23 protein-coding genes, 3 pseudogenes and 1 other annotated feature are annotated in these 26,266 nt (G+C 42.2%); of the genes and pseudogenes, 19 read left to right on the forward strand and 7 right to left on the reverse strand.

The annotated features are described in order from the left end of the window. Nucleotides 1–166: 166 nt before the first annotated feature. The gene (locus AOQ70_RS05595; RefSeq protein WP_039183266.1) at nucleotides 167–967 is read left to right on the forward strand and encodes a phosphotransferase family protein; all 801 of its coding nucleotides are present in this window, start codon (nucleotides 167–169) and stop codon (nucleotides 965–967) included. Here AOQ70_RS05595 and AOQ70_RS05600 read toward each other — a convergent pair. Continuing rightward, nucleotides 964–1,239, reverse strand: coding sequence for a YtzH-like family protein (locus tag AOQ70_RS05600; protein WP_025092409.1), 276 nt, complete (start codon nucleotides 1,237–1,239; stop codon nucleotides 964–966). The genes AOQ70_RS05595 and AOQ70_RS05600 overlap by 4 nt on opposite strands. A 188-nt stretch (nucleotides 1,240–1,427) precedes the next feature. On the opposite strand from AOQ70_RS05600, the gene trmB reads away from it, so the two are divergent. The 3 genes and pseudogenes from trmB (at nucleotide 1,428) to AOQ70_RS05615 (ending at nucleotide 4,802) form a co-directional block, all read left to right on the forward strand. Continuing rightward, nucleotides 1,428–2,069 carry a tRNA (guanosine(46)-N7)-methyltransferase TrmB gene (gene trmB, locus AOQ70_RS05605; RefSeq protein WP_039180713.1) on the forward strand — a complete coding sequence of 214 codons (642 nt, stop codon included), beginning with the start codon at nucleotides 1,428–1,430 and terminating at the stop codon, nucleotides 2,067–2,069. A 114-nt stretch (nucleotides 2,070–2,183) separates the two neighbouring features. Continuing rightward, a pseudogene (locus AOQ70_RS05610) lies at nucleotides 2,184–3,030 on the forward strand (YtnP family quorum-quenching lactonase). Between the two features lie 74 nt (nucleotides 3,031–3,104). Next, entirely contained in the window at nucleotides 3,105–4,802 is a 1,698-nt protein-coding gene (locus AOQ70_RS05615) for an NAD-dependent malic enzyme (protein ID WP_082700817.1), read from the forward strand. A gap of 41 nt (nucleotides 4,803–4,843) precedes the next feature. On the opposite strand, the gene AOQ70_RS05620 is transcribed toward AOQ70_RS05615, so the two are convergent. After that, nucleotides 4,844–5,158 (reverse strand): PepSY domain-containing protein, encoded by a 315-nt coding sequence (locus AOQ70_RS05620; RefSeq protein WP_003217759.1) that lies wholly within the window; start codon nucleotides 5,156–5,158, stop codon nucleotides 4,844–4,846. A gap of 199 nt (nucleotides 5,159–5,357) precedes the next feature. On the opposite strand from AOQ70_RS05620, the gene AOQ70_RS05625 reads away from it, so the two are divergent. Further along, nucleotides 5,358–6,431: a M42 family metallopeptidase gene (locus AOQ70_RS05625; protein WP_059375155.1), complete on the forward strand. Its 1,074-nt coding sequence runs from the start codon at nucleotides 5,358–5,360 to the stop codon at nucleotides 6,429–6,431. 249 nt (nucleotides 6,432–6,680) lie between these two features. Here the strand turns inward: AOQ70_RS05625 and AOQ70_RS05630 are convergent, their stop codons facing one another. Next, nucleotides 6,681–7,127, reverse strand: a complete 447-nt coding sequence (locus AOQ70_RS05630) for a YtoQ family protein (RefSeq protein WP_024426182.1) — start codon at nucleotides 7,125–7,127, stop codon at nucleotides 6,681–6,683. Between the two features lie 200 nt (nucleotides 7,128–7,327). Here AOQ70_RS05630 and AOQ70_RS05635 point away from each other — a divergent pair, with 200 nt between their 5' ends. From AOQ70_RS05635 to ccpA, 11 genes and pseudogenes are all read left to right on the forward strand, one after another. Then, on the forward strand, nucleotides 7,328–8,356 hold the full coding sequence (locus AOQ70_RS05635) for a PTS transporter subunit IIC (protein WP_047203488.1): 1,029 nt from the start codon (nucleotides 7,328–7,330) through the stop codon (nucleotides 8,354–8,356). Further along, nucleotides 8,343–8,663: a thioredoxin family protein gene (locus tag AOQ70_RS05640; RefSeq protein WP_024424860.1), complete on the forward strand. Its 321-nt coding sequence runs from the start codon at nucleotides 8,343–8,345 to the stop codon at nucleotides 8,661–8,663. Before AOQ70_RS05635 ends, AOQ70_RS05640 begins: the two co-directional genes overlap by 14 nt. A gap of 20 nt (nucleotides 8,664–8,683) precedes the next feature. Then, nucleotides 8,684–9,496: a DUF1444 domain-containing protein gene (locus tag AOQ70_RS05645; RefSeq protein WP_082700818.1), complete on the forward strand. Its 813-nt coding sequence runs from the start codon at nucleotides 8,684–8,686 to the stop codon at nucleotides 9,494–9,496. Nucleotides 9,497–9,512: 16 nt separating this feature from the next. Then, a complete protein-coding gene (gene ytpR / locus AOQ70_RS05650) occupies nucleotides 9,513–10,118 on the forward strand; it encodes a YtpR family tRNA-binding protein (RefSeq protein ID WP_039180694.1) in 606 nt (201 codons plus the stop codon). A gap of 196 nt (nucleotides 10,119–10,314) precedes the next feature. Beyond that, entirely contained in the window at nucleotides 10,315–13,020 is a 2,706-nt protein-coding gene (locus AOQ70_RS05655) for a DNA translocase FtsK (protein ID WP_059375157.1), read from the forward strand. Nucleotides 13,021–13,323: 303 nt separating this feature from the next. Continuing rightward, a complete protein-coding gene (murC, locus tag AOQ70_RS05660) occupies nucleotides 13,324–14,622 on the forward strand; it encodes a UDP-N-acetylmuramate--L-alanine ligase (RefSeq protein WP_039180691.1) in 1,299 nt (432 codons plus the stop codon). Nucleotides 14,623–14,844: 222 nt separating this feature from the next. Next, nucleotides 14,845–15,264, forward strand: coding sequence for a DUF948 domain-containing protein (locus AOQ70_RS05665; RefSeq protein ID WP_039180688.1), 420 nt, complete (start codon nucleotides 14,845–14,847; stop codon nucleotides 15,262–15,264). 26 nt (nucleotides 15,265–15,290) lie between these two features. Beyond that, the gene (locus AOQ70_RS05670) at nucleotides 15,291–15,761 is read left to right on the forward strand and encodes a YtxH domain-containing protein (protein WP_039180684.1); all 471 of its coding nucleotides are present in this window, start codon (nucleotides 15,291–15,293) and stop codon (nucleotides 15,759–15,761) included. A 33-nt stretch (nucleotides 15,762–15,794) separates the two neighbouring features. Then, entirely contained in the window at nucleotides 15,795–16,118 is a 324-nt protein-coding gene (ytxJ, locus tag AOQ70_RS05675) for a bacillithiol system redox-active protein YtxJ (protein ID WP_059375160.1), read from the forward strand. Nucleotides 16,119–16,340: 222 nt separating this feature from the next. Next, nucleotides 16,341–17,416 (forward strand): annotated as a pseudogene (locus AOQ70_RS05680) (bifunctional 3-deoxy-7-phosphoheptulonate synthase/chorismate mutase). A gap of 451 nt (nucleotides 17,417–17,867) precedes the next feature. After that, nucleotides 17,868–18,869 (forward strand): catabolite control protein A, encoded by a 1,002-nt coding sequence (gene ccpA, locus AOQ70_RS05685; protein ID WP_024424851.1) that lies wholly within the window; start codon nucleotides 17,868–17,870, stop codon nucleotides 18,867–18,869. A gap of 44 nt (nucleotides 18,870–18,913) precedes the next feature. Here ccpA and AOQ70_RS05690 read toward each other — a convergent pair whose 3' ends face one another. From AOQ70_RS05690 to AOQ70_RS05700, 3 genes are read right to left on the reverse strand one after another with little or no spacing between them, the layout of a single operon-like run. Further along, nucleotides 18,914–20,074 (reverse strand): acetoin utilization protein AcuC, encoded by a 1,161-nt coding sequence (locus AOQ70_RS05690; protein WP_059375164.1) that lies wholly within the window; start codon nucleotides 20,072–20,074, stop codon nucleotides 18,914–18,916. Then, entirely contained in the window at nucleotides 20,071–20,712 is a 642-nt protein-coding gene (locus tag AOQ70_RS05695; RefSeq protein WP_024424849.1) for a CBS and ACT domain-containing protein, read from the reverse strand. The genes AOQ70_RS05690 and AOQ70_RS05695 overlap by 4 nt, the downstream gene beginning before the upstream one ends. A 39-nt stretch (nucleotides 20,713–20,751) precedes the next feature. Further along, nucleotides 20,752–21,384 (reverse strand): GNAT family N-acetyltransferase, encoded by a 633-nt coding sequence (locus tag AOQ70_RS05700; RefSeq protein ID WP_059375167.1) that lies wholly within the window; start codon nucleotides 21,382–21,384, stop codon nucleotides 20,752–20,754. Nucleotides 21,385–21,539: 155 nt separating this feature from the next. Here AOQ70_RS05700 and acsA point away from each other — a divergent pair, with 155 nt between their 5' ends. Next, nucleotides 21,540–23,264 carry an acetate--CoA ligase gene (gene acsA, locus AOQ70_RS05705; RefSeq protein WP_058838264.1) on the forward strand — a complete coding sequence of 575 codons (1,725 nt, stop codon included), beginning with the start codon at nucleotides 21,540–21,542 and terminating at the stop codon, nucleotides 23,262–23,264. Between the two features lie 58 nt (nucleotides 23,265–23,322). Beyond that, nucleotides 23,323–23,554: a binding site (T-box leader), on the forward strand. A gap of 53 nt (nucleotides 23,555–23,607) precedes the next feature. Then, nucleotides 23,608–24,877: pseudogene (gene tyrS / locus AOQ70_RS05710) on the forward strand (tyrosine--tRNA ligase). Nucleotides 24,878–24,963: 86 nt separating this feature from the next. On the opposite strand, the gene AOQ70_RS05715 reads toward tyrS, so the two are convergent. Then, nucleotides 24,964–25,320 (reverse strand): antibiotic biosynthesis monooxygenase family protein, encoded by a 357-nt coding sequence (locus tag AOQ70_RS05715; RefSeq protein ID WP_059375170.1) that lies wholly within the window; start codon nucleotides 25,318–25,320, stop codon nucleotides 24,964–24,966. A gap of 258 nt (nucleotides 25,321–25,578) precedes the next feature. Here AOQ70_RS05715 and AOQ70_RS05720 point away from each other — a divergent pair, with 258 nt between their 5' ends. After that, the gene (locus AOQ70_RS05720) at nucleotides 25,579–26,169 is read left to right on the forward strand and encodes an esterase/lipase family protein (protein WP_372556125.1); all 591 of its coding nucleotides are present in this window, start codon (nucleotides 25,579–25,581) and stop codon (nucleotides 26,167–26,169) included. The last annotated feature ends 97 nt before the right edge of the window (nucleotides 26,170–26,266 follow it).

Genomic DNA, 26,266 nt, shown 5'->3' on the forward strand with positions numbered 1-26,266 from the left:
GGACGGCTATTGTTTAGCATCTCATTCTCAATAGCTGTCCTTTTTGTTTTATGATCATATAAATAAAAAAAAGAAACAGCCAATTGATCCTCAATCGGCTGAATTTTGTCGACTAAAAAAGCAAGATTAATTTAAATTATTTAAGAATGATGGGTTGAAAATTGATATGAACTGGTTGGGACAAATATTAGGTAGCGAATGGCACATCTCTCCGGCTGGAGGCGCTACGGGAGATGCGTACTTCGCAACACACAATGACCAAAAGCTATTTTTAAAACGCAATACGTCACCGTTTCTTGCGGTTTTGTCAGCTGAAGGCATTGTGCCGAAGCTTGTCTGGACAAAACGGATGGAAAATGGAGATGTAATTACTGCACAGCACTGGCTGAGCGGTAGAGAGCTGAAGCCAAAGGACATGAATGATCGTCCTGTAGCAGAGCAGCTAAGAAAAATTCATACATCAAAAGAATTGCTCGATATGCTGAAACGATTAGAGAAGCACTCTCTAGATCCAGAATCCATTCTGATGCATTTAAAACAGTCCATTTTAAACGAGCAAATTGTTTCACAAGACATCACGCTTGCCATTCAGTATTTAGAGAAGCATGTGGAGGCTGTCCATTTTGAGGACAAGGTCGTCTGTCATTGTGATCTCAATCATAATAATTGGCTGCTGACAGATGAAAACCAGCTCTATTTGATCGATTGGGATGGGGCGATGATTGCAGACCCAGCGATTGATCTTGGACCGCTTTTATACCATTATGTTGAGGAAGAGAACTGGGAAAGCTGGCTCTCTATGTACGGCGCCCCGCTGACGGATAATTTGCGAAAGCGCATGGCGTGGTACGTGCTCGCTGAAACCGTATCGTTTGTCGTTTGGCATAAACGAAAAGGGAATGAAAAGGCGCAAAAAGAAGTGCAAGCGGAGCTAAATGCACTTTTAAAAAGGTTAAACATCCATTAAGACAGTGGAATGTTTTCGACCCACTCAGACAGATGTGATTGATGCTCCTCGATATGTGCATCAATTGAACTGACAGAGGTGCCCTTTTGGCTGTAATCATAAATATCTGTTAACAGCTGACGAATGTCGGGATCCAGATCTTCTTTTGCCAGCATTAATTGAATTACGCGTCCCACCTGTTCATATTCTGCAACAGTCCCGCAGCAATCCAGCTGGTGATCGGTTAAAATATCTTTGATTAATTGAAGCTGATGTTGACGGTTTAAACCCATACAAATGCTCCTTTCCTGCGTGTCATTTATGAGGTTAAACTGTGCAATCAGCGCCCAATTTATACATGCGGCAGACCAGCTCAAGCGAAGGGCTGGTCTTTTTATATGGACATAGAATATGCTGTCTTGCGGGTCTTTATGTTTCATGGTATCTTGATAAAATGTAAAGAAAATAGAGGTGTATCAAATTGAGAATGCGACATAAACCATGGGCTGATGATTACTTAGCTGAGAATGCTCATATTGCTTTAGCAAATCCCGAGCAATATAAAGGGAAATGGCATGAGCTGTTTGGAAATGATCATCCAATCCATATCGAAGTTGGGACAGGAAAAGGGAGCTTTATTGCTGGAATGGGCAAGCTTCATCCTGATATCAACTATATTGGCATTGAATTATTTAAAAGTGTCATTGTGACGGCAGTAGATAAAATCAAAGAGACAGATGTTGAAAATGTAAAGCTTTTGAACATCAATGCTGAGACGCTGACAGATGTGTTTGCGGAAAATGAGATTGACCGGGTGTATTTGAATTTCTCTGATCCGTGGCCAAAAGCAAGACACGAAAAGCGCAGATTGACGTTTAAAACCTTTTTAGAGCGATATGAACATATTCTTCGTCCAGGCGGTGAATTACATTTCAAAACAGATAACCGCGGGTTATTTGAATATTCCTTAAAAAGTTTTTCTGCCTATGGCCTTCTTTTAACGTATGTCAGCCTAGATTTACATGAGGACGGCTTAGAAGGAAACGTGATGACTGAATATGAAGAGAAATTCTCATCTATGGGACAACCCATCTATCGATCAGAAGTCAAATTCCCAGAATAACAAGTGACATCAAGCTGGCTGCAAAAAAATTGCAGTCAGCTTTTTTTATGAAAAGATTGGTGCATGCGATTTTTGGCTGTATTTGCTACGATAGAAATAGGAGGGATGACAGCAATGGAGACAATGAAAATAGGTGAAATGGAACTGTTTTGGTTAAACGGGGGAGATACGCACATGGACGGCGGTGCGATGTTCGGTGTCGTGCCAAAGCCTTTATGGTCAAAAAAATACCCGGTTAATGAACGCAATCAAATTGAATTACGATGTGATCCAATTCTCATTCGGTGGAAGGGACTGCATCTGTTAGTGGATTCCGGCATCGGATCAGGGAAGCTGACAGATAAACAAAAACGCAATTACGGCGTGACAGAGGAAACCAAATTGGAAGAATCTCTAGCGGCCCTTGGCCTGTGCCCATCAGATATAGATTACGTATTAATGACACACCTTCACTTTGATCATGCCAGCGGATTAACAAAACGTGAAGGCGATAAGCTCGTGTCTGTTTTTCAGCAGGCAAAAATCATCACATCGAAAATCGAATGGGATGAAATGAGAGCGCCGAACATTCGGTCTAGAAATACATATTGGAAAGATAACTGGGAGCCTGTGGCAGATCAAGTGGTCACATTTGAAGAAAGTATCGAAGTGACAGAAGGAATTGAGCTGAATCATACAGGCGGCCATAGCAATGGTCATAGTATTTTAACGCTCACAAGTGAGGGCGAAACAGCGATTCATTTAGCTGATATCATGCCTACACACGCTCATAAAAATCCACTTTGGGTTTTGGCATATGATGATTACCCAATGACGTCGATTCCAGCCAAGCAAAGTGCAGGCATTTGCAGAAGAAAAAAATGCGTGGTACTTGTTTTATCATGATGCCATTTATCGTGCTGTAAAATGGGACGAAGATGGGCAGATCACACAAGAAATCAAAAGAGAAACAGGAAGATAAAAGATCATCTGTATGTTTTTTTCGCCTTTCACACAAAATAACGACAAAATGAACTTGTGAAAGGAAGAGTGCAGGTGAACCAATTTTATCGTGTACATGGTGATGTGATCGAAACACCATTAAGAGGGATGGAAGTCATGTCAGTCCCTTATTTAAACAAAGGGGTTGCATTTACAAAGGAAGAGCGGAAGGAGCTCGGGTTAAAGGGATTTCTTCCGCCTAAGGTTTTAACTTTAGAGGATCAAGCAAAGCGTGCATATGAGCAGTTCAAGGCACAGCCGGATGAGCTAGGGAAAAATGTGTATTTAACATCACTTCATGATAGAAACGAAGTGCTTTTTTACAAATTACTTAATGAGCACTTGGCGGAAATGCTTCCGATTGTCTACACGCCGACTGTAGGAACGGCTATTCAGCGTTATAGCCATGAGTATCGAAAGCCGAGAGGGCTTTATTTATCGATTGATGATCTAGAAGGCATGGAAGAAATTTTTGCTTCTTATGGTGTTGATGAATCAATTGATTTAATCGTTGCAACTGATGCAGAAGGCATTTTAGGCATCGGAGACTGGGGCGTTGGCGGGATTGCCATTTCAGTCGGGAAACTTGCTGTTTATACAGCTGCAGCAGGCATTGATCCTAGCCGCGTGCTGGCGGTAGTGCTTGATGCCGGGACGAACCAGGAAAGTCTCTTAAATGATCCGCTTTATGTTGGCAATCAGCACTCCCGCGTTCGAGGAGAGCGCTATGATCAGTTCATTGATCAATATGTCGAGCTTGCCCGTGCTACTTTCCCAAATGCACTTCTTCACTGGGAAGATTTTGGTACAAAGAATGCCCGTGCGATATTGGAAAAATATAAGGACCGCATTTGTACATTTAACGATGACATTCAAGGAACTGGCGCCGTTTCACTTGCTGCAGTTATGGCATGTGCAAAAGCTTCGAAGATCCCGCTGAAAGATCACCGTATCGTCATTTTTGGAGCGGGTACGGCAGGTATTGGCATAGCCGAGCAAATCCGTGATGCGATCGTCAGAGACGGAGTCAAAGAAGAGGAGTCCTATGATCATTTCTGGTGTATTGATAAAACGGGGCTGCTCACAGATGATTCACCTGACATTCAGCCATTTCAAAAGCCGTATGCAAGACGTTCTGACGAAGTAAAGGATTATGCCCGTAATGGTCCAAAGCATTCGATTGATCTATTAGAGGTCGTCAAACAGGCGAAACCTACAATCTTAATTGGCACCTCGACGGTCGGAGGAGCATTTACAGAGGAAATTGTAAAAGAAATGGCGTCTCACGTGGAGCGCCCTGCGATTTTACCGATGTCGAATCCGACACCTCTTTCAGAAGCAAAGCCGCAAGATCTGATCGAGTGGACTGAAGGACGCGCACTTGTGACAACGGGAAGCCCATTTGATCCTGTCGAATATGGCGGTGTCACATATGAAATTGGACAAGCGAATAATGCCCTTGTCTTCCCAGGTCTTGGTCTAGGCACGATTGTGTCAAAAGCCAGGTTGATGACAGACAGTATGTTTGTTGCGAGTGCTGAAGCCATTGCAAGCATGGTCAATGTGGGGAAGCCGGGTGCAGCGATGCTGCCAAGTGTCGATCAGCTTCGAACCGTTTCAGCAACAGTGGCCGTCCGCGTGGCGCAGGCAGCAATTGATGAAGGAATAGCAGAAGAAACGCCTGATGATCTTATTCAGGCTGTGCAGGACGCGATGTGGCATCCTGTGTACAAAAAAATCAAAGCCATATAAAAAAAGCTTCGCAAGGACATGTCTTTGCGAAGCTTTCTTGATCAAGCAACAGAATCAATTACATCAACGATCATGCCTGTTTTGGCATCAATCATCACTTCATACTGTTCAAGCTCGCCAAAGGCAGAGCGGGTAATGCCAGATTTGTACACATCAATCGTTTCACCATTTACGGTATACGGTTCTGGTACAGTATAAATCCAAGAGCCATCAATCGGGCCGCGCTGTTTAAAAGCAGATTTCACAATTTTTAATGCTTTTTCAGATGAGATATACGTAGGGAAAAATACTTTCTTTGCAACAATTGCAGCGGCTACTCCAATACTCGCACCAATCAAAACATGTTTTAACTTCAACGTGCTGCACCTCCGTATTGCTGTTTTTTCCATTATACAAAACTTGTCCATTGATGTTAAGGAATCCGAATACTTGAAAGCATATTCAAAATTTTTAGAGAGATACTTGGAAAACCGAAAGAATTCTTATAGTATAAAGTGAGTGTTATTTTTATAGGAATATATATGGTCATTACATAGAAACGAGGTAAACTGTAGAATGAACGAAGAAACATTGTCGCTTTTCCGAAATTTAACAGAATTACAGGGAACTCCAGGAAATGAGCACCATGTGCGTGCTTTTATGAAAAAAGAACTTGAGAAATATTCTGATGAACTCATTCAAGACCGCCTTGGCGGAGTGTTTGGCGTACGCAAAGGGCCGGAAAACGCACCGAAAATTATGGTAGCTGGTCATATGGATGAAGTCGGATTCATGGTCTCATCGATCACGAAAAACGGAATGATTCGTTTTCAAACACTTGGCGGCTGGTGGAGTCAAGTCATGCTGGCGCAGCGTGTGGACGTTCATACCGATCACGGGCCAATTCCTGGTGTCGTCTCGAGTACACCTCCTCATCTTCTGACGCCAGAACAAAAAAGCAAACCTGTGAAGCCGTCAGATATGCTTATTGATATTGGTGCAGACAGTGAAGAAGAGGCAAAAGAGCTTGGCGTTCGCCCAGGGCAGCAAATCGTTCCTGCAACGGTATTTACCCCAATGGCGAATCCAAAAAAGATTTTGGCAAAGGCTTGGGATAACCGTTATGGCTGCGGCCTTGCAATTGAATTATTAAAAGAATTAAAAGATGAATCACTTTCATGCCAGTTGTATTCAGGAGCAACTGTTCAAGAGGAAGTAGGGCTTAGAGGAGCTGAGGTAGCTGCAAACATGATTCAGCCAGATCTTTTCTTCGCTTTAGATGCAAGTCCTGCAAACGATGTGACAGGTGATAAAACACAGTTCGGCCAGCTTGGAAAAGGTACACTTCTGCGTATTTTTGACCGCACAATGATTACGCACCGCGGAATGAGAGACTTTGTACTCGATACTGCTGAGACAAACAACATTCCATATCAATATTTCGTATCACCGGGTGGTACGGACGCTGGACGTGTTCATATTTCAAACCAAGGTGTGCCTTCTGCTGTCATTGGGGTATGCGCACGCTACATTCATACAAGTCATTCTGTGTTACATGTGGATGATTACGCAGCGGCAAAAGAGTTAATTGTCCGCCTAGTGAAAAATTGTGATCAAAGTACAGTGGATTCTATTTATCAACAAGTATAAATAGAATAGAAAAAGGCTGCTTCTTCAATGAGAGCAGCTTCAGCGTGTAGACAAACCCTCGCATTCTTTGTCAGTCCTGCGTGCCGGTGCTCACGAATGTACAATTCGCTCCGCTCCGGTACTCGTCCTTCCTAGGGCTGCAAAGGTTTTCTATCACGCTGAAAAGAAGACAAAGGGCTAAAATAAAGATCATTTTAGCCCTTTGTCAACAATCTGAGGCTGCTTCTTCAATAAGAGCAGCCTTTTTTCTTATTGCTGTTCAAACACGTAAGATAACGCCTTGATCGCTTGGTTTACAGTTTCCACAGTGATATTTGCTTTGTTTGAGAGTTCTTTTAACGGATGGTGCAGTTCTTTTGGACGGATTAAAATCAGAGGTTTCCCTTTTGCAATTGCAGCAGACGCATCCATGGCTGTGTTCCACTGTTTATATTTCTCACCAAAGCGCGCAATGACGACATCTGCTTTGTTTAATAAAATTTCAGTACGAAAATTGTTCAAATCAGAAGCTGCATCATCTTTGAAAATGGCATTCGGCTGCTCACCTAAAATATCCTCACCGATGTTATCTGAGCGGTCATGATTTTCCATTGGACCGACAAATGTCACCGGCAGCTTCAAAGATTGGCTTTTTTCCTTGATTTCATCACGCCACTGGCTATGAATTTCTCCAGCTAAATAAACAGTTAATTGCATAACGAACTCCTCCTTTTGTACAAACTTAGTAAAGGTTTGTCCTGTTTCTTTTCATGTTACACAAGAAGTGCTTGATAAAGCAAAAAAAATATGATTATGATATTCATGGTAGAGACAATTTTTCATCGTAAGAATACTACATATAATGGGAAGGACAGGCCTCTTCGTCTTTCCTATGAGAAAGCAGGAAGACGACGTTGATGACTTATTTGAAAAGAAAGGGGATCTCCCTTTCGCCAAAGGTGTATTTCATTGATGCACTTTCTTATATGGCTTTAGGTCTATTTGCTACATTAGTGGTAGGTCTGATTTTAAAAACAGCAGGTGGTCTGTTATCACTTTCTCTCATTGTGAAAATGGGTACGCTTGCTATGGGTCTGATGGGGCCGGCAATTGGCGTAGCAGTTGCTTATCGCTTAAATGCTTCTCCATTAATCATTTTTGCAAGTGTTGTCTCAGGTGCCGCTGGAGCAGAGCTTGGGGGACCAGCCGGAAGCTTCGTGGCTGCTCTAATTGGGGTGGAAATAGGCAAACTGGTTAGTGGTGAGACAAGAATTGATATTATTTTAACGCCGCTTGTCACCATTATCACTGGCTTTTTCACTGCTGCTTTCATCGGTCCTGGCATTCAGGCGATGATGACAGGGCTTGGCAGACTTATCATGTGGGGGACAGACCAAAGTCCGCTGATCATGGGCATGCTGGTAGCGACCATTGTTGGACTTGCTCTCAGTTCTCCGATTTCAAGTGCTGCACTTGCGCTCATGCTTGATTTAAGCGGGACAGCTGCTGGTGCTGCAACGATTGGCTGCTGTGCTCAGATGGTTGGCTTTGCTGCTGCAGGTTTTAGAGAAAATCGCTTTGGCGGTCTTGCGGCTGTCGGCATTGGGACGTCAAAGTTGCAGCTTTCGAACATTGTGAAAAACCCCCTCATCCTAATTCCGCCGACGATTGCTGGTCTGATTCTCGCGCCAATTGGTATTATTGGCTTTGGGATGGTCAATAATGCGGCAGGAGCGGGAATGGGAACGAGTGGGCTTGTTGGACAGCTCATGACCCTCACCGTCATGGGGTTTCATCCATCTGTATTTCTATCGATAGCTCTCTTGCATATCGTTGGCCCGGCAGTGATTAGTTTGGTAGTATCAGAATGGATGAGAAAGAAAGGCTATATACAATTCGGAGATTTAACCATACAAACTGGAGGAATGAAACATGAAAAAAATTGAATCTAACGAAGAATTACAAAAAGTGATTCAAGAAGACTTAACGGTATTGCTATTTTCAGCTGACTGGTGCCCGGACTGCACATTTATTGAGCCATTCTTGCCAGAGCTTGAAGCAAACTACCCAGAATTTGAGTACTTCTATGTCGATAGAGACAAGTTCATTGACACTTGTGCAGAGTGGGAAATTTACGGCATTCCAAGCTTTTTAGTCTTTAAAAACGGACAAGAGATTAACCGCTTTGTCAGCAAAGATCGTAAGACAAAGGAAGAGATTGAAGCATTTTTAACAGATTCTCTTTCTAAATAACGAAAGGAGAGTCTAAAACGATGGCAAAAATGACATCAAGACAGCTTGCGAATGAACTCAAAAGCCGTCTAACGAACGACAGCTGGTCACACCAGTTTGATCGGGAAAAAGATACACTTCGTATTGAAGATAAACAAACAGGCAAAGGCATCACACTAGAGCTCCCGCCAATTATTGCAAAGTGGGAAGTAAAGCCTGATGAAACAATTGATGAGATTGTTTATTATGTGAAAGAAGCGCTGAGTGCCATGAAAGGCGAAGCGCAGCACATTTCAGGAAAAGAAAAGCAGATCTATCCGGTCATTCGTTCCACTTCCTTTCCTGAGGCATCAAGTGATGGATTTCCGCTCGTATTTGATGAGCATACAGCTGAAACGAGAATCTACTATGCACTTGACCTTGGAAGCAGCTACCGATTAATTGATGAAAAGATGCTTCAAAAGGAAAACTGGACAAAAGAACGAATCAGAGAAACTGCAAGCTTCAACGTCCGTTCACTAGAAACTGTAGTGAAAATGGATGAAGTGGCAGGCAACCTGTTTTATTTCTTCCGCGCAAATGACGGGTATGACGCCAGCAGACTTTTAAATGAGTCGTTATTACAAGAATACGCGCAAAAAATAGAAGGACAAATGGCGATTTCTGTTCCTCATCAAGATGTATTCATCATTGCAGATGTTCGCAATGATTCAGGCTATGATATTTTAGGACAGATGTCGATGAGCTTCTTCGCCAGCGGTACGGTTCCGATTACCGCATTGTCATTTTTGTATGATGAGGGTAAGCTTGAACCGATCTTTATACTTGCAAAAAGCAGACCAAAACAGCAGTAGAAGGGAATTTTGAAGAATGAATGTTTTTTATAATGCAGAAGGTGTAGGCGACACACTCCTTATTTCATTGAAAGATGTGACGAGAGAAGAAGTAGGACATGAGACGTTTGGAGATGTTGTACGAATCTTCAATCAAGAAACAAAAGAAACAACAGGCTTTAATATCTTCAATGCATCTACTTACATGAAAATTGAAGAAAACGGATCTGTCCCGCTTTCTGAAACCATTGTTCAAGATATCAATGAAATTTTAAACCGCAACGGTGTCAGTGAAACGTTGACTGTGGATCTATCACCAAAATTTGTTGTCGGCTATGTAAAGGAAAAAGAAAAGCATCCGAATGCAGATAAATTAAACATTTGCCAAGTTGATGTGGGCGATGAAACCTTACAAATCGTGTGCGGTGCACCAAACGTTGACCAAGGCCAATATGTCGTGGTGGCGAAAGTCGGCGCAGTAATGCCAAGCGGTATGGTCATCAAAGATGCTGAGCTAAGAGGGGTTCCATCAAGCGGTATGATTTGTTCAGCAAAAGAGTTAGATCTTCCAGACGCACCTGCTGAAAAAGGGATACTTGTTTTAGATGATAGCCATCAAGCTGGCGAACCCTTTAAAGCTTAACCTCCCATAAACGGGCACATAGGAGCGAAGAATGTGTTATACCAAAAGTCACTAAGTACGTACTTAGTGACTTTTTTTCATCTACAGACAGCATGAACAGCATAAACCGGCACTTTTCTCGCTTTTCTGCATGAAAAAGCAATGGTATACTAAAAATCGCCCAAGAAAACGTAAGGGGAGTTAAAGTGAGTGATAAATGATGAGTTGGTTAGATAAATTTTTTAGTGTATTTTTAGGAGAAGAAAAGAAAGAAGAAAAAGCTGTAAGACCTGAAGAAGATCTAGCTGCACCAAAGCAGCCAGCTTTTGAACAGCATAAAGAATATAAAAAAATCGAAGATACGAAAGTGTATTATGAATATCCAAAAGGCAACTTTCGGTTTCCGCTCGTTCCAGATGAACCTCTGCGTGACGGAGTGAAGCCGGAGAGAAAACACGCCAAACCAAGACAGTCAAAGACTAGACAGACAACCTATCAGCCTAAACAAACGCTTCAGCCTGATATGAATAAAAAGCCATTCAAGCCAGAGCAAATTCCATCACCGATCTATGGCTATCATCAGGATATGCGTCCAAAAAAGGCAGAAGCAAAAGAAGAAGCAGGATCAGTTCAAAGGAAAGCAGCAGAAGAAACGGCGCAGCGTGTCACACTGTTATCAGAAGAGGCAGAGCGTGAACGGAATGTCAGGCAGCAAATGAACATCCCATCTATTCAGAAAGAAAAACGTATCGAGGAAATGGTTTCAGCATCAGCAAAAGAGAGAGCGGATAAGGAGCCAGAAGTAACCCCGCATACATTGGAAGAGGAACTCGCTTTTCAAGATCATGTTCAATCGACGATGGAACGTTTAACTGACGAGCCTTTCCAGGCAGAAGATCATCATGAAGCTGATTTACATAAGCAGCAAGCCGAAGTCTATCAGGAGCAGCCGGTACAGTCCGAGCCGGAACAGGCTGCCACCAGCGATGAAGAAGAAATAAAAGACGAGCAGTTTGAAGATCATACTGAGGAAATAGACATGTTGACCTTCGAAACACCGGAACCTTCGCAGCCAGCAATTGAAATGGAAGTAGACATTCCAGCAGAAGAAGCGGCGTTAACAGAAAATATGTCAGCAGAACCAGTGGAAGAAGTAGAAGCTGATCCAATAGAAGACAAACAAGAAGAAGCGCCAGCGGCAGCATATGAAGAAGCTGAGCCAGTCCAACATGACCTGCAGGAAGATCAGCTGGTTCAAGAAGCTGAAATTGAAGAAGAACAAGTGATGCCAGTAGAACAAGTAACAGAGGAACAAACTGCATCTGAACCGGCAGAAACAGTCATAGAACAGAAAGAGCAGCAAGAACAAACGCACGAAGTCAAGAAAGAAGAACCAAAACAGACATCTCCGCAGCCACCACGCGCAAGCGGTCAAACCTCTACGGTTCCGTTTAATGTCATGATGTTAAAAAGCGATCAGCGCGTGCAAGGGCAAAAGAAAGCAGCCGACACACAAGGGTATGTTTTTCCAAGTCTCGCCCTATTAGATGTACCGCCAGCTCAAAAAGAAGAGGACGGGACATGGGTGAAAGAGCGGGCAGAGCTGCTCAATGCGACACTTAAAAATTTCAATGTAAGAGCAAGTGTTGTCCATGTCACGCAGGGCCCTTCTGTGACAAGGTTTGAAGTACATCCAGAACCAGGTGTCAAAGTGAACAAAATCACGAACCTGTCAGATGATATTAAACTTAGTTTGTCCGCAAAGGATATTCGAATTGAAGCACCGATTCCAGGAAAAAACACGATCGGGATCGAAGTGCCAAACCTGCACAGTAAAATGGTGTTCTTAAGAGAAATGATTAGAAGCAGTGCGTTTAGAGACAATCCATCTCCTTTAACAGCAGCACTTGGATTAGATATCTCAGGCCAGCCTGTCGTGGTTGATCTGCAAAAAATGCCGCACGGCTTAATTGCTGGAGCAACTGGTTCAGGAAAAAGTGTCTGCATTAATACGATTTTAGTGAGCTTAATGTTTAAAGCATCACCAGATGAAGTGAAAATGCTCTTAATTGACCCTAAAATGGTTGAATTAGCGCCGTATAACCACATTCCGCACCTTGTGAGTCCTGTCATTACCGATGCCAAGACAGCAACAGCTGCTCTGAAATGGGTAGTGGATGAAATGGAAAGACGCTATGAACTATTTGCACACTCTGGCGTGAGAGAAATTAAACGATTCAATGAGCTTGTAAAAGAAAAACAAATGGGTGAAAAACTGCCTTATCTCGTCGTGGTGATCGATGAGCTGGCTGATTTAATGATGGTCGCACCAAATGAAGTCGAAGAAAGCATCTGCCGAATTGCTCAAAAAGCAAGAGCATGTGGCATTCACTTATTGATTGCGACACAAAGACCTTCTGTTGATGTCATCACAGGTCTCATTAAAGCCAATATCCCAACAAGAATTGCGTTTTCTGTTTCAAGTCAGGTTGATTCAAGAACGATCATTGACATGGCCGGTGCTGAAAAGCTTCTTGGAAAAGGAGACATGCTCTTCTTAGAAAATGGCTCCGGCAAGCCGACAAGGCTGCAAGGGAACTTTGTATCAGACCGTGAGATTGATCAAGTGGTGGCACATGTGAGAAAGCAGCGCAAGCCAGTGTTCCTTTTTGAACAGGAGGAACTAATGCTTCAAGGCTCTGCGATTACAGACGAAGATGAATTGTTTATGGATGCCTGCCGTTTTGCCATCGAGCAGAATAGCGCTAGTACATCAAGTTTGCAGCGAAGATTTAGAATTGGCTACAATCGTGCAGCTAGACTGATTGACATGATGGAGCGCGAGGGCATGATTTCTGGTGCGAAAGGCAGTAAGCCAAGAGAAGTACTCATGACGCTGAGTGACTTAGAACAGTTGATCTAAACAAACCACTTCATTTTTTTTATAAACATGGTATGATAGCACATAGGTGCAATTTTGAAATTGGACGCTTTTCGCATGTCTGCCAAAACGCTTTTTTATGTAAAATAAGCGGAAACAGGTGTTAGAAATGGGAAAGTTGTCGGATACTAATCATAGTTAATATTGATTAGAATAGGAAGATCGGAAAAAAATCTTTATTTGGAGCTGCGATCTGTGATCAGCTAGAGGCAAAAATCACAAGTTGCAAATTGAAATGAGCGTCATATACTGTAAGTCAGATAGACGTTTGTTGGAGGTACAATTATGACTGTTTATCATTTTGTTGGAATAAAAGGGACAGGTATGAGTCCACTGGCCCAAATTCTTCATGATACTGGGTATACTGTCCAAGGATCGGATATCGAAAAACATATCTTTACACAAAAAGCATTAGAAGAACGAAATATTAAAATTCTACCATTTGACCCAGATAATATTCAGCCAGGGATGACGGTCATCGCAGGAAATGCATTCCCCGATACACACCCTGAGATTGAACGTGCCCTTTCTGAAGGGATTCCTGTCATTCGTTACCATAAATTTCTTGGAGAATACATGGATTCATTCACAAACGTTGCGATTACTGGTGCTCATGGCAAAACATCGACAACAGGACTGCTTGCTCACGTCATGCAGGCAGCAAAACCTACTTCGTACTTAATCGGTGATGGATCTGGAATGGGGAAAGAAAACAGCGAGTATTTTGTCTTTGAAGCATGCGAATACCGCAGACACTTCCTCAGCTATCATCCAGATTATGCGATCATGACCAATATTGATTTTGATCACCCTGATTATTTCTCAGATATTGATGACGTGTTTGACGCGTTTCAAAACATGGCGCTTCAAGTGAAAAAAGCGATTATTGCTTGCGGTGATGATGAGCACTTGCCAAAAATTCAAGCGAAGGTACCCGTTGTGTACTACGGTTTCAACGAAGAAAATGATTTCCAAGCTCGTAATGTTGTGAAAAATACGGAAGGCACTACATTTGATGTATTTGTACGCAATACGTTTTATGATACCTTCTACATTCCTGCCTACGGAAATCATAATGTCCTCAACTCGTTAGCTGTTATCGCATTATGTCACTATGAGTCCATTGATGTAGAGCTTATCAAAGGCGCATTAAAGACATTTGGCGGTGTGAAACGACGCTTTAATGAAAAAGTGGTCGGTGAGCAGGTCTTAATTGATGATTATGCACATCATCCAACTGAAATTGAAGTCACAATTGAAGCAGCTCGCCAAAAATATCCGGACCGTGATATTGTGGCTGTCTTTCAGCCGCATACCTTCACACGTACACAGCAATTCTTAAGTGAATTTGCTGATAGTCTAAAGAAAGCCGACTATGTCTACCTTTGTGATATTTTCGGTTCAGCCCGCGAAAACATTGGGAAGCTGAGCATTGAAGATTTAAGAGAAAAAATCCCGCAGGCCCAATTGATTGAGGAAGAAGATACATCTGTGCTGAAAGCGCACGAAGATGCGATTCTGATCTTTATGGGAGCAGGAGACATTCAAAAATATTTGCGCGCTTATGAAAAAGTCGCTGTATAAATGCTTAAAAAAGTGCCGTTTCACGCGGCACTTTTTTTTATTTTGAATAAAATGTGACAAAAGAGCAAATGTGTCAACATGTGCCGCTTTTTTTCGTTCGCTGTGGACAGGAATTAGCGAATAAGTGTAGAATTATTATTCAATCGGTCATTCTAGGCGATGTTTGAATGATACAACGAGAGGGTAATGAATTGAATATGCCCGCAGCAAAGGAGGTATCAGATGATTATTATTCTATATCTAAGCGTTGCACTGATCGCAATTGCTTTCCTCATTCTTGTCATCTATTTGTCCAAAACATTAAAATCCTTACAGCTGACATTAAAGAATGTTGCATCAACTTTAGAAGGTCTTGAAGGTCAGATGCAAGGTATCACCACAGAGACAGCACAGTTGCTACATAAGACAAACAAGCTTGCTGAAGATATTCAAGACAAATCGGCAAAACTTAACACAGTTGTGGATGCGGTGCAGGGAATTGGTGGCTCGATCAACCAATTTAATACAAGCATAAAGCAGGCAGCTGGTGCGGTTTCTTCATCCGTTGAAAGAAATCAAGAAAAAGTGACGGATGTGGTTAGCTGGAGTAACGCAGCACTTGAAATTTATAAAAAATGGAAACAGCGTAAACACCAAAAATAAACCATATTCGCATAGGAGGAATAATCATGAGCAAAGACGGAATCAATAGCAAAGACTTTTTGATCGGAACACTTATTGGTGGAATTGTTGGTGCAACAACAGCATTATTTTTAGCACCGAAGTCAGGGAAAGAGCTTCGCGATGATTTGAACACCCAAGCGAATGTTTTAAAAGAAAAAACAGATCGACTCGCAACAGATGCAAAAGAAAGAGGCACTGAATATGTGACGATTGCGAAAGATAAAACGTCTGAATTGTCTCAGCTTGTAGCAGAGCAGTCAAATCAGATTTTAGACAAAGTGAAAGACATAAAAGACCGTGCAGCTGGTAAAGCTAATCATGTGAAAAGTGAAGCAGAAGATGCGGCAGCTGATTTAGCAAGCGAAGCATCAGATGTAGCTGATGAAGCAAAAGTACGAGCACAAGAAGCAAAATCAGAAATTGAAGACGGCATCAAAGATATCAAAGAAAAAGTAGAACAATCTACTAAAGGCTAACCCTCACAGCTCGAAGTGAAGAAGGAGAACATCATGTCAAAACAACTCATTGAAACAGAAGAACAGTTTGATCAACTAACGAATCAAGATGGGACGTTTGTCTTTTTTAAACACAGTTTGACATGTCCGATCAGCCAAGCGGCTTTTCTTGAGTTTGAAGCATTTGCGTCTGCACACGAAGACGTGCCAACGTATTTCTTGCAAATTCAAAATACGAGAGAGCTTTCATCCTACGTGGCTGAAAAATCGGGTGTAAAGCACGAAAGTCCTCAAGCACTCGTCTTTAGTGGTGGAAAAGTGAAGTGGCATGCATCCCACTCAAGCATTACAAAAGAAGCGCTTGAACATAATCTGTAAAAGAAAGAAACGTCAGCAGCGGCTGACGTTTTTTTTATAAAAAAAGGTTTACTTGAACGAAAAGTATGCTATAATCTTACATACAATACTTTACCGCTTAAAAGCGTTTGGGTAATAAAGAAAATTTTCGTGACAATTCCGAAATCTTTGTTTATAATAAACCCTATCATGCAAGAATGAAAAAATAAAAAGCGAGAACAGGCAGAGGAAAGGATGACAAAAATGAGCAACAATGAACTAGAAAAATTGAGGCAGCAAGCAGATGAACTAAATCTTCAAATCTTAAAACTGATCAATGAAAGAGGAAACATTGTAAAAGAAATTGGAAAAGCGAAAGAAGCGCAAGGTGTCAACCGTTATGATCCTGTCAGAGAGCGCACAATGCTGAACCAAATTCTTGAAGAAAATGATGGACCATTTGAAAACTCAACCATTCAGCATATTTTCAAAGAGATTTTCAAAGCAGGTCTAGAGCTTCAAGAAGATGACCATAGCAAAGCACTTCTTGTTTCTCGTAAGAAAAAACCAGAAAACACAATCGTGAACATCAATGGGGAAGCGATCGGTGATGGAAAGCAGCGCTTCATCGTTGGACCATGTGCTGTTGAAAGCTACGAGCAAGTTGCAGAAGTAGCTGCAGCAGCGAAACAACAAGGGTAAACATACTACGCGGAGGCGCATTTAAACCTCGTACAAGTCCATACGATTTCCAAGGACTTGGTGTAGATGGTCTTAAGATTCTAAAGCGTGTAGCGGATGAATACGGTCTTGCTGTCATTAGTGAAATTGTTAATCCTGCTCATATTGAAGAAGCGATTGAGCATATTGATGTCATCCAAATTGGGGCACGTAACATGCAAAACTTCGAACTGTTAAAAGAAGCCGGTTCCGTGAAGAAACCAGTTCTTTTAAAACGCGGCCTTGCAGCGACCATTTCAGAATTCATCAATGCAGCTGAATACATCATCGCCCAAGGAAATGATCAAATCATCCTTTGCGAGCGCGGTATCCGCACATACGAAACAGCAACAAGAAATACACTAGATATCTCGGCAGTGCCAATCTTGAAACAAGAGACACATTTACCAGTCTTCGTTGATGTGACGCATTCAACTGGACGTAGAGATCTTCTCCTTCCAACAGCAAAAGCAGCTCTTGCGATTGGAGCAGACGGTGTTATGGCAGAAGTACATCCAGATCCATCTGTTGCTCTATCTGATTCAGCGCAGCAAATGGACATTCCACAATTCGAAAAATGGTTAGATGCGTTAAGACCACTTGTCAACATTCACGCGTAATCATAGATAGAAATAGCCGCCGGAGACTGCCCGGCGGTTTTTTTATGGAGAAAATACGATGAAGTTTGGGAATGAAAGGAAGAAAGCACATTGCAAGCTCAAAAAGAGCTTGTTCACAATGTTTTCATTTTTAAAAACCGATAGAATCTGTTAAGATCATTGTCATAGCTGGCGTTCTCGATGGTTTTTTATGAAATATGATTCAAATTACAGGTAACAAGCTGTTTAAAGTTTGTTTAATTTAGTTATAAAAAGAAAGGGAACGTTTTCATATGACAAAAAAACGTGTATAATTTCATAAAAGAATGTCATTTTGATGTAGATTGAAAAATTATGTGTCTCTTTTCATCGTTTTAATGACAAATAGGATATTATTTTCCTCGTATCTGACATGTCTCAATCCAATTGGTGAATGCTATAGATATGAAGTGTATTTGAAGGAGTGATTTATGTGAATAATGTTACAATATATGATGTAGCAAGAGAAGCAAATGTAAGTATGGCAACGGTATCACGCGTAGTAAATGGTAATCCAAACGTAAAACCAACAACAAGAAAAAAGGTGCTTGAAGCGATTGATCGCCTTGGCTATCGTCCGAATGCAGTGGCACGAGGCCTAGCAAGTAAAAAAACAACGACAGTTGGGGTCATCATCCCTGATATTTCTAGTATCTTCTATTCGGAATTAGCACGCGGTATTGAAGATATCGCCACGATGTATAAATACAACATCATTTTGAGCAACTCAGATCAAAATACTGATAAAGAGCTTCATTTGTTAAATACGATGCTCGGTAAACAAGTAGACGGAATTGTCTTTATGGGCGGAAACATCACAGACGTGCATGTGGAAGAATTTAAGCGCTCTCCTGTACCGATTGTTCTTGCAGCATCTGTTGAAGAGCAAGCTCAAACACCATCTGTCAATATCAACTATGAGCAGGCCATTTATGATTCCGTTCAGCTGTTAGTTGAAAAAGGACATAAACGAATTGCGTTTGTTTCTGGTCCAATGTCAGAACCAATTAATTCCGTGAGAAAACTTGCAGGTTATAAGCGTGCGCTTGAAGAAGCGGGCATCGCGTTTGACGATGCACTCGTCGCTGAAGGCGATTACTCTTATGATTCTGGAATTGAAGCACTCGCTCATCTGCTCGAGCAGTCTGACAAGCCGACAGCTGTTATCGCAGCTACAGATGAAATGGCGCTAGGTGTCATTCACGGAGCACAAGACAGAGGGGTATCCATTCCTGAAGATTTAGAAGTGATTGGCTTCGATAACACAAGACTTTCTCTCATGGTGCGTCCTCAGCTGACAACAGTCGTTCAGCCGACATATGATATTGGTGCTGTTGCCATGAGACTGCTCACAAAGCTGATGAACAAAGAACAAGTGGACGATCAAATTGTTGAGCTTCCGCACAGAATTGAAGAAAGACAATCAACGAAATAAAACAAAAAAAGCAGGCTTACCTTATGAGGGAAAGCCTGCTTTTCTTATGCCTTTTTCTTTTCTCTTCTAACAGGCATGAGTGCTTTTTCTACTGTTTGAGCATTCTTTTCTGTGATTTCAGCTTTTCTTGGGATCGGTGGATATAAATCGTCAGGGTCTCTCCACGTAGGTGGAAGGGTAACAGGCGATTGCTTATTCCAGGCTTGAATCCAATCCCGAGGGAGTTCATCTGGCGGTGTAATGCCTTTCATCTCAAGCCAAATACGGCTCCACGCTCTTGGGACGACACGCCAAATATCATATCCCCCTCCGCCAACAGCGATCCATTTGCCATCACAATATTGATGCGCAAGCTCATGGGCAATTCTAGGAATTTCCTCATATATTTTCATGGTGGCAGATAAATGAGTTAACGGATCATAGTAGTGTGCATCGGCCCCGTTTTGCGTCAAAATCACATCTGGTTTAAAAAAAGCAGCAATCTCAGTCACTGCTGTTCGGTATGCTTCGAGGAACGATTCATCTTCCGTAAATGCATCTAGCGGAATATTATAGGCGTAGCCATAGCCTTTATCGTGGCCTCTTTCCTGTACTTGTCCGGTTCCAGGGAACAAGTAGCGTCCCGTTTCATGAATGGAGACTGTACATACCTCTGGGTCGTCATAGAAGCTGAACTGGACACCATCGCCGTGATGAGCATCCGTATCAATATATAAAATTCTAGCGCCATACGTCTTTTGAATATATTGAATCGCCACTGAGCTGTCATTATAAATACAAAAGCCAGATGCACGCCCTTTGAACCCGTGGTGAAGCCCGCCGCCAAGATTGAGTGCATGCTGGGAATGACCGAGCATCACTTGATCAACTGCTGTTAACGTTCCGCCAACAAGGAGAGATGCCGCCTCATGCATGCCTGCGAACATCGGTGTATCCTCTGTGCCAAGACCGTAGCGTTCCCCCTCTGCTGTAGACAGCTTTCCTTCACTTGCCCGCTGCACGGCCTGGATATAATCTGCTGTATGGACGAGCTTTAATTCCTCCAGAGTAGCCATACGCGGTGCGACGATTTCATCCTCTGTTAACGCCTTCATTTTTTGAAGAAGATCATACGTTAAGTAGACACGAAGCTGATTGAAGGGATGATCTTGGTTAAATTGGTACGTTTGAAAAGATGATGAAAAAACAAAGGTCGCTTCCTTCATTTGATCGTCTGCTCCATAGGCCAGAGCACCTTATAGCCTTTTGCGCGAATCAGCTTCGTCACATGATCTGCATGAATGGTTTGAAGGCGGAATACGAGCACTTTAGAAGCCTCATTGGCATGAGGATACACAAGCACACTCAGCAATTGAATATGCTGCTCCTTTAAAATGGCTGTAATGTCTGCGAGGCCTTCAGTCATCTGCTCCACTTCAACCTCTAAGTGCGATCCAGGCTGATCTGCACCTGTCAGTCTTACAAACGTACGAAGCAGATCTGTTTTTGTGATAATGCCTACAAGTTTGCCACGTCTCACCACCGGAAGACAGCCAATTCCGTGCTCAAAAAAGACACTTGATATCTCCTCAACGAAATCAAGCGGGTGAGCAGTGATCGTCTCTAATACCATGATCTCTTCGACTGGCCGCTGAATAAAGAGCTTTCTTTTCTCTGTCTCAAAAATACTTGGACTGGCATTTTTAATATCCCGATCTGTCACCATCCCAATGACAGATCCTTGATCAGATACGATCGGAATATGCCGGATGTGGTGTGCACTCATTTTTTGAATGGCTTCTTCAATCGTATCGGTTTTTCGCAGCGTGATCACATCACGCTCCATAATTTGTTCAATCATCATTGTTTACCAATCCCCTTTGCCAAAAAAACGAATTGAACGTTAATACATAAAGCGCTGATGGAAGCGAAGACGATCGAAACGCTCGATCGAATCAGGACTCACATGTTTCCCAATTCTGGCCATTAAACAATTGGCTGGATGTGAGCTAATCTCTGGCTCGTCTGTTGCAAACCAGACAAGACCGCCTGCGTTCATCATTTTCTCCATCATTTTGCGGTACTCCCAAACGTTTTTCTTTGTCCCCTTTAAATCCCAATGCCAGTAATATTCAGTTGTAATGATGATGTAATTCTCCATTTGCTCATCCATCATGCTCACATCAAGCAAATGCTTGCCAAGTGAGCATCCTCTAAATGGAGGAGTGACCTCAATTGCGCCAAGCTCAATTAAATTGTCCATTTTGCCCTCTGACCAGCGCTCAAGTGGATCAGGATACAAATACGTGACATAGCCTACGACAAGCTCATTCACTCTTGCAATGATAATACGTCCTTCTGGAAGATCTGCTATTTCAACAAGTGCTTGTTTCTGTTCCTCAGGCGTGCGAAATGCCGTTAGTCCTTCATGAAACGTATAGTTCGCAAGCGCTGATGCAGGTACCGGTCCTTCAATCAGGATGGAACCTGTTTCTCGCTCAATGGTTTTTGAATAATAAGTTTTAGGATGCTCCACGTATCCACCGCCCCTAATTCTAGTGAGTCGTCTCTATTCTATCTTAAATCTTGTAAGAATTAAAACGGTTTCATCAGAAGTTTTTTAAAAATTGAGAAAAAAAGTCATCTATACTATAATGGTCATTGTAAACGTATGCAAAGGGGGACTGTTTGATGAAATTGGAAACGCTACCATCAGTAAAAGGGGATTATCATTTAAATGATTATGAGCAGGCATACAAAGATTTTTCATGGGAGGAAGCTAGAAAAAACTTCTCCTGGTATGAAACAGGAAAAATAAATGCAGCCTATGAAGCGATTGACAGACATGCGGACTCGTTTCGTCAGAACAAGGTGGCGCTTCACTACAAAGATTCAGAGCGGGATGAAAAGTATACGTTCAGGGATATGAAAATCAACACAAACAAAGCGGGAAATCTATTCAAAGAAAAGGCACATGTGGAAAAAGGGGATCGCGTGTTTATCTTTATGCCAAGATCACCTGAGCTCTATTTTCTTCTGCTAGGCGCAGTGAAAATTGGGGCGATCGTTGGCCCGTTATTTGAGGCATTTATGGAAGGTGCCGTCAAAGACCGTTTAGAAAATAGTGAAGCAAAGGTGATCGTGACAACACCCGATCTACTTGAACGAATTCCATTTGCAGAGCTTCCAAAGCTTGAATCTGTCATCATTGTCGGCGGTGAAAATGAAGACGTCGATGGCGTTCGGACAATTCACTATGAAGAGGCGTTTGAGGAGGCAGCAAAGGAGCTTGAAATTGAATGGATGGATGAAAAAGACGGCTTCCTGCTTCATTACACATCAGGATCTACCGGTACGCCAAAGGGTGTGCTTCATGTCCATGGTGCAATGGTGCAGCAAGGCCAGACTGGTAAATGGGTGCTTGACTTGAAAGAAGATGACGTTTACTGGTGTACAGCTGATCCAGGCTGGGTTACAGGCACAGTGTACGGTATTTTTTCACCGTGGTTTAATGGGGCGACGAATGTGATTTTAGGCGGCCGGTTTAATCCTGATACGTGGTATGAAACCATTGAATCACTCGGTGTAACCGTTTGGTACAGTGCCCCGACAGCCTTTAGAATGCTCATGGGGGCAGGGGATGACCTCATTCAAAAATATGACCTCAGCTCGCTCCGTCATGTGCTAAGTGTGGGAGAGCCTCTTAATCCAGAAGTCATCCGCTGGGGAGATGCTGTTTTTGGCAAGCGAATTCACGACACTTGGTGGATGACAGAAACGGGTGCACAGCTGATTTGTAATTATCCATGCATGGACATCAAGCCGGGCTCGATGGGAAAACCAATTCCAGGCGTAGAAGCGGCGATTGTTGATAATGCAGGAAATGAACTTCCGCCATACCGGATGGGCAACCTTGCGATTAAAAAAGGCTGGCCTTCTATGATGCATACGATCTGGAACAATCCTGAAAAATATGAATCTTACTTTATGCCGGGAGATTGGTATGTTTCAGGAGATTCAGCTTATATGGACGAAGACGGATACTTTTGGTTCCAGGGACGTGTCGATGACGTCATCATGACGTCAGGAGAGCGGGTCGGTCCATTTGAGGTAGAAAGTAAACTGGTCGAACATCCAGCCATTGCAGAGGCTGGTGTCATTGGAAAGCCAGATCCGGTCCGCGGTGAGATTATTAAAGCATTTATTGCGCTCAGAAGCGGATATGAGCCGACAGATGAGCTGAAAGAAGAGATTCGTACGTTTGTGAAAAAAGGGCTCGCAGCACATGCGGCACCGCGAGAAATTGAGTTTAAAGACAAACTGCCAAAAACGAGAAGCGGAAAAATTATGAGACGTGTGCTAAAGGCGTGGGAGCTGAATTTACCTGCTGGCGACCTTTCGACAATGGAAGATTAATTTTTTCATCAGTTGACTTGATATCAAAAGTGTGTTAAAAATGACATTAGTTGAATATGAAAAGGTTTTGACTGAGATTCAGTAGAATGATCTTTCCCTGTTTAAGAGAGCTGACGGCTGGTGCAAGTCAGTACAAAGAGATATTCGAATTACCCTCACGAACCGCTTTTACGAAAAGGAGCATGCCCTGATTAGTGAAAGAACGGATCTGTCCGTTATCAGTGTAAGTGAAAAGACAAGATTTTTTGTCTTTTAAGCAGGGTGGTACCGCGATATATATCGTCCCTTCGTTCATTCGAAGGGGCGTTTTTTATGTTTCATTTTAAACAAAGGAGATTTGGATATGAGTCAATTGATGGAAGAGCTATCGTTTAGAGGATTAATTCAGCAGCAAACAGATGAAGAAGGTTTAACAAAATTATTAGCAGAAGAGAAAATCAAGCTATACTCCGGCTTTGATCCGACAGCTGACAGCTTACACATTGGTCATCTATTGCCAATTTTAACATTACGCAGATTCCAAGAAGCAGGTCATCACCCGATTGCTCTTGTTGGCGGTGCGACTGGACTCATTGGCGATCCTAGTTTCAAAAAAGCAGAACGTTCACTCAACCCAGCAGAAATCGTCGAACAGTGGTCAGATAAAATCAAAGGACAGCTGTCTCAATTTCTTGATTTTGAAGCAGGCGAGAACCCAGCCGTCATCGTGAATAACTACGACTGGATCAGCCAGATGAATGTCATCACGTTCCTTCGTGATATTGGAAAGAATTTCGGTGTAAACTTTATGCTGGCAAAAGATATCGTGAGCTCACGTATCGAAACAGGGATTTCTTACACAGAATTCAGCTACGTCATCCTGCAGTCTTTAGACTTCTTAAACCTTTACAGAAATGAAAATTGTAAGCTGCAAATCGGCGGAAGTGACCAGTGGGGAAATATCACATCTGGACTTGAGTTGATCCGTAAGTCTGAAGCAGAAGGGGCAAAAGCATTCGGTCTGACGATGCCGCTTGTCACAAAAGCAGACGGCACAAAGTTTGGTAAAACAGAAGGCGGCGCTATCTGGTTAGATAAAGAAAAAAACGTCTCCATATGAGTTCTACCAATTCTGGATTAACACAGATGACCGTGATGTTGTGAAATACTTAAAATACTTTACGTTCTTATCAAAAGAAGAGATCGCATCGTATGAAGAAAAAGTGCAAACAGCACCTGAAAAGCGTGAAGCGCAGCGCCGTCTAGCAGAGGAAGTGACAACACTTGTACATGGCCGTGAGTCACTAGAACAGGCAGTCAACATCTCAAATGCACTATTTAAAGGCGAGATCAAATCTCTTACAGCTGAAGAAGTGAAAGTAGGCTTTAAGGATGTGCCATCAATGGAGAAAAGCAGCACAGAAGAATTAACACTAGTTGATATTCTTGTGGAATCAAAGCTGTCTCCATCAAAGCGTCAAGCACGTGAAGATATCACAAATGGTGCTGTCTCCATCAACGGAGAGAGACAAACAGATAAAGACTATGTGCTCTCAGCTGACGACCGAATTGAAAACCAATTTACCGTTTTAAGAAGAGGGAAAAAGAAATACTTCCTTGTGACGTATAAATAAATCTTTATGAAACAGTAAACATCATGGAAAAGCACCTCAAATGTTCGTGTACATTGAGGTGCTTTTCTTTTTTATGTAGAAGTAGCTCATTCGTCTGCTTCTTGTTCAAGGAGTGAATCTTTGTTTGTATAAGCATGTTCTACCTTACAAATTCGAGTTGTATAGGATTCATACCAATCTTTTTTCCCCTTTTTTTGAACACGCTGATGTGCTGTATGTGCTTTCCATTCTTTGATGGCTGCTAATGAATTCCAGTAAGATATAGTGATCCCAACACCATGTTCATCTCGTACACTTTCTATTCCAAGAAACCCATCTAAATCTTTCGCTAATTCTTCCATTTTTTGAGCAGCAGCAGCGTATTCTTTCTGCTCAACATTTGTTCGTTTTGATGTGAAAATCACGGCATAGTAGGGTGGAGCAGGGGTTTGCGTAAATAGCATCTAGTAGAACCTCCTTTGTCTATTGATATTATATATGAAAGAAAGAAGGTCTCGTAGTCTTTTTGTTTGAATTTAAAAAAGTCCAAGGTGCTTTTTGATTATTTATATTTCTGTAAAATCATCTCATAAACATTACCTTGTTCACTTTTCTGACATATTTTTCTTATATAAAATAGAGGGGAATAAGATGAATAAGGGGGAATGAAAGTGATTCTATTTAAGAAAAGAAGTTTGCAAATTCTCGCTGCACTTGCATTGATGATTGGTTCAATGGCTTTTATCCAGCCGAAAGAGGTGAAGGCGGCTGAGCATAATCCAGTTGTGATGGTGCATGGTATTGGTGGTGCCTCTTATAACTTTTATTCTATTAAAAGTTACTTGGTTGGACAAGGCTGGGATCGAAACCAATTATATGCTATCGATTTCATAGACAAAACAGGAAATAACCGCAACAATGGTCCGCGTCTATCTAAATTCGTCCAAGATGTGTTAGACAAAACGGGTGCCAAAAAAGTAGATATTGTGGCTCATAGTATGGGCGGGGCGAACACGTTATACTATATTAAAAATCTTGATGGCGGAGATAAAATTGAAAACGTTGTCACGATTGGTGGAGCAAACGGACTTGTTTCAAGCAGAGCACTGCCAGGAACAGATCCAAATCAGAAAATTCTTTACACATCCGTTTATAGTTCAGCCGATCTCATCGTCGTCAACAGCCTCTCTCGTTTAATTGGCGCAAAAAACGTCCTGATTCACGGCGTTGGACATATCGGTCTATTAACCTCAAGCCAAGTGAAAGGCTATATTAAAGAAGGACTGAACGGCGGAGGACAGAATACGAATTAAAAAACGAAAAAGACAGCGGCATAAGCTGTCTTTTTTAATGTCAATTGGCATATGGCAGCTGTTAGATGAAAGAGATATTGAAAAGGGAAGCATAACG

Source organism: Bacillus sp. AM 13(2015) (assembly GCF_001518755.1).
GTDB classification, from domain to species: Bacteria; Bacillota; Bacilli; order Bacillales; family Bacillaceae; genus Bacillus; species Bacillus safensis.

Coding starts and splice junctions, on each gene's coding strand:
- AOQ70_RS05595 (WP_039183266.1), top strand. CDS start 167: ATGAACTGGTTGGGACAAATATTAGGTAGCGAATGGCACATCTCTCCG.
- AOQ70_RS05600 (WP_025092409.1), bottom strand. CDS start 1,239: ATGGGTTTAAACCGTCAACATCAGCTTCAATTAATCAAAGATATTTTA.
- AOQ70_RS05625 (WP_059375155.1), top strand. CDS start 5,358: ATGAACGAAGAAACATTGTCGCTTTTCCGAAATTTAACAGAATTACAG.
- AOQ70_RS05630 (WP_024426182.1), bottom strand. CDS start 7,127: ATGCAATTAACTGTTTATTTAGCTGGAGAAATTCATAGCCAGTGGCGT.
- AOQ70_RS05635 (WP_047203488.1), top strand. CDS start 7,328: ATGACTTATTTGAAAAGAAAGGGGATCTCCCTTTCGCCAAAGGTGTAT.
- AOQ70_RS05640 (WP_024424860.1), top strand. CDS start 8,343: ATGAAAAAAATTGAATCTAACGAAGAATTACAAAAAGTGATTCAAGAA.
- AOQ70_RS05645 (WP_082700818.1), top strand. CDS start 8,684: ATGGCAAAAATGACATCAAGACAGCTTGCGAATGAACTCAAAAGCCGT.
- ytpR (WP_039180694.1), top strand. CDS start 9,513: ATGAATGTTTTTTATAATGCAGAAGGTGTAGGCGACACACTCCTTATT.
- AOQ70_RS05655 (WP_059375157.1), top strand. CDS start 10,315: ATGATGAGTTGGTTAGATAAATTTTTTAGTGTATTTTTAGGAGAAGAA.
- murC (WP_039180691.1), top strand. CDS start 13,324: ATGACTGTTTATCATTTTGTTGGAATAAAAGGGACAGGTATGAGTCCA.
- AOQ70_RS05665 (WP_039180688.1), top strand. CDS start 14,845: ATGATTATTATTCTATATCTAAGCGTTGCACTGATCGCAATTGCTTTC.
- AOQ70_RS05670 (WP_039180684.1), top strand. CDS start 15,291: ATGAGCAAAGACGGAATCAATAGCAAAGACTTTTTGATCGGAACACTT.
- ytxJ (WP_059375160.1), top strand. CDS start 15,795: ATGTCAAAACAACTCATTGAAACAGAAGAACAGTTTGATCAACTAACG.
- AOQ70_RS05690 (WP_059375164.1), bottom strand. CDS start 20,074: ATGAAGGAAGCGACCTTTGTTTTTTCATCATCTTTTCAAACGTACCAA.
- AOQ70_RS05695 (WP_024424849.1), bottom strand. CDS start 20,712: ATGATGATTGAACAAATTATGGAGCGTGATGTGATCACGCTGCGAAAA.
- acsA (WP_058838264.1), top strand. CDS start 21,540: ATGAAATTGGAAACGCTACCATCAGTAAAAGGGGATTATCATTTAAAT.
- AOQ70_RS05715 (WP_059375170.1), bottom strand. CDS start 25,320: ATGCTATTTACGCAAACCCCTGCTCCACCCTACTATGCCGTGATTTTC.
- AOQ70_RS05720 (WP_372556125.1), top strand. CDS start 25,579: ATGATTGGTTCAATGGCTTTTATCCAGCCGAAAGAGGTGAAGGCGGCT.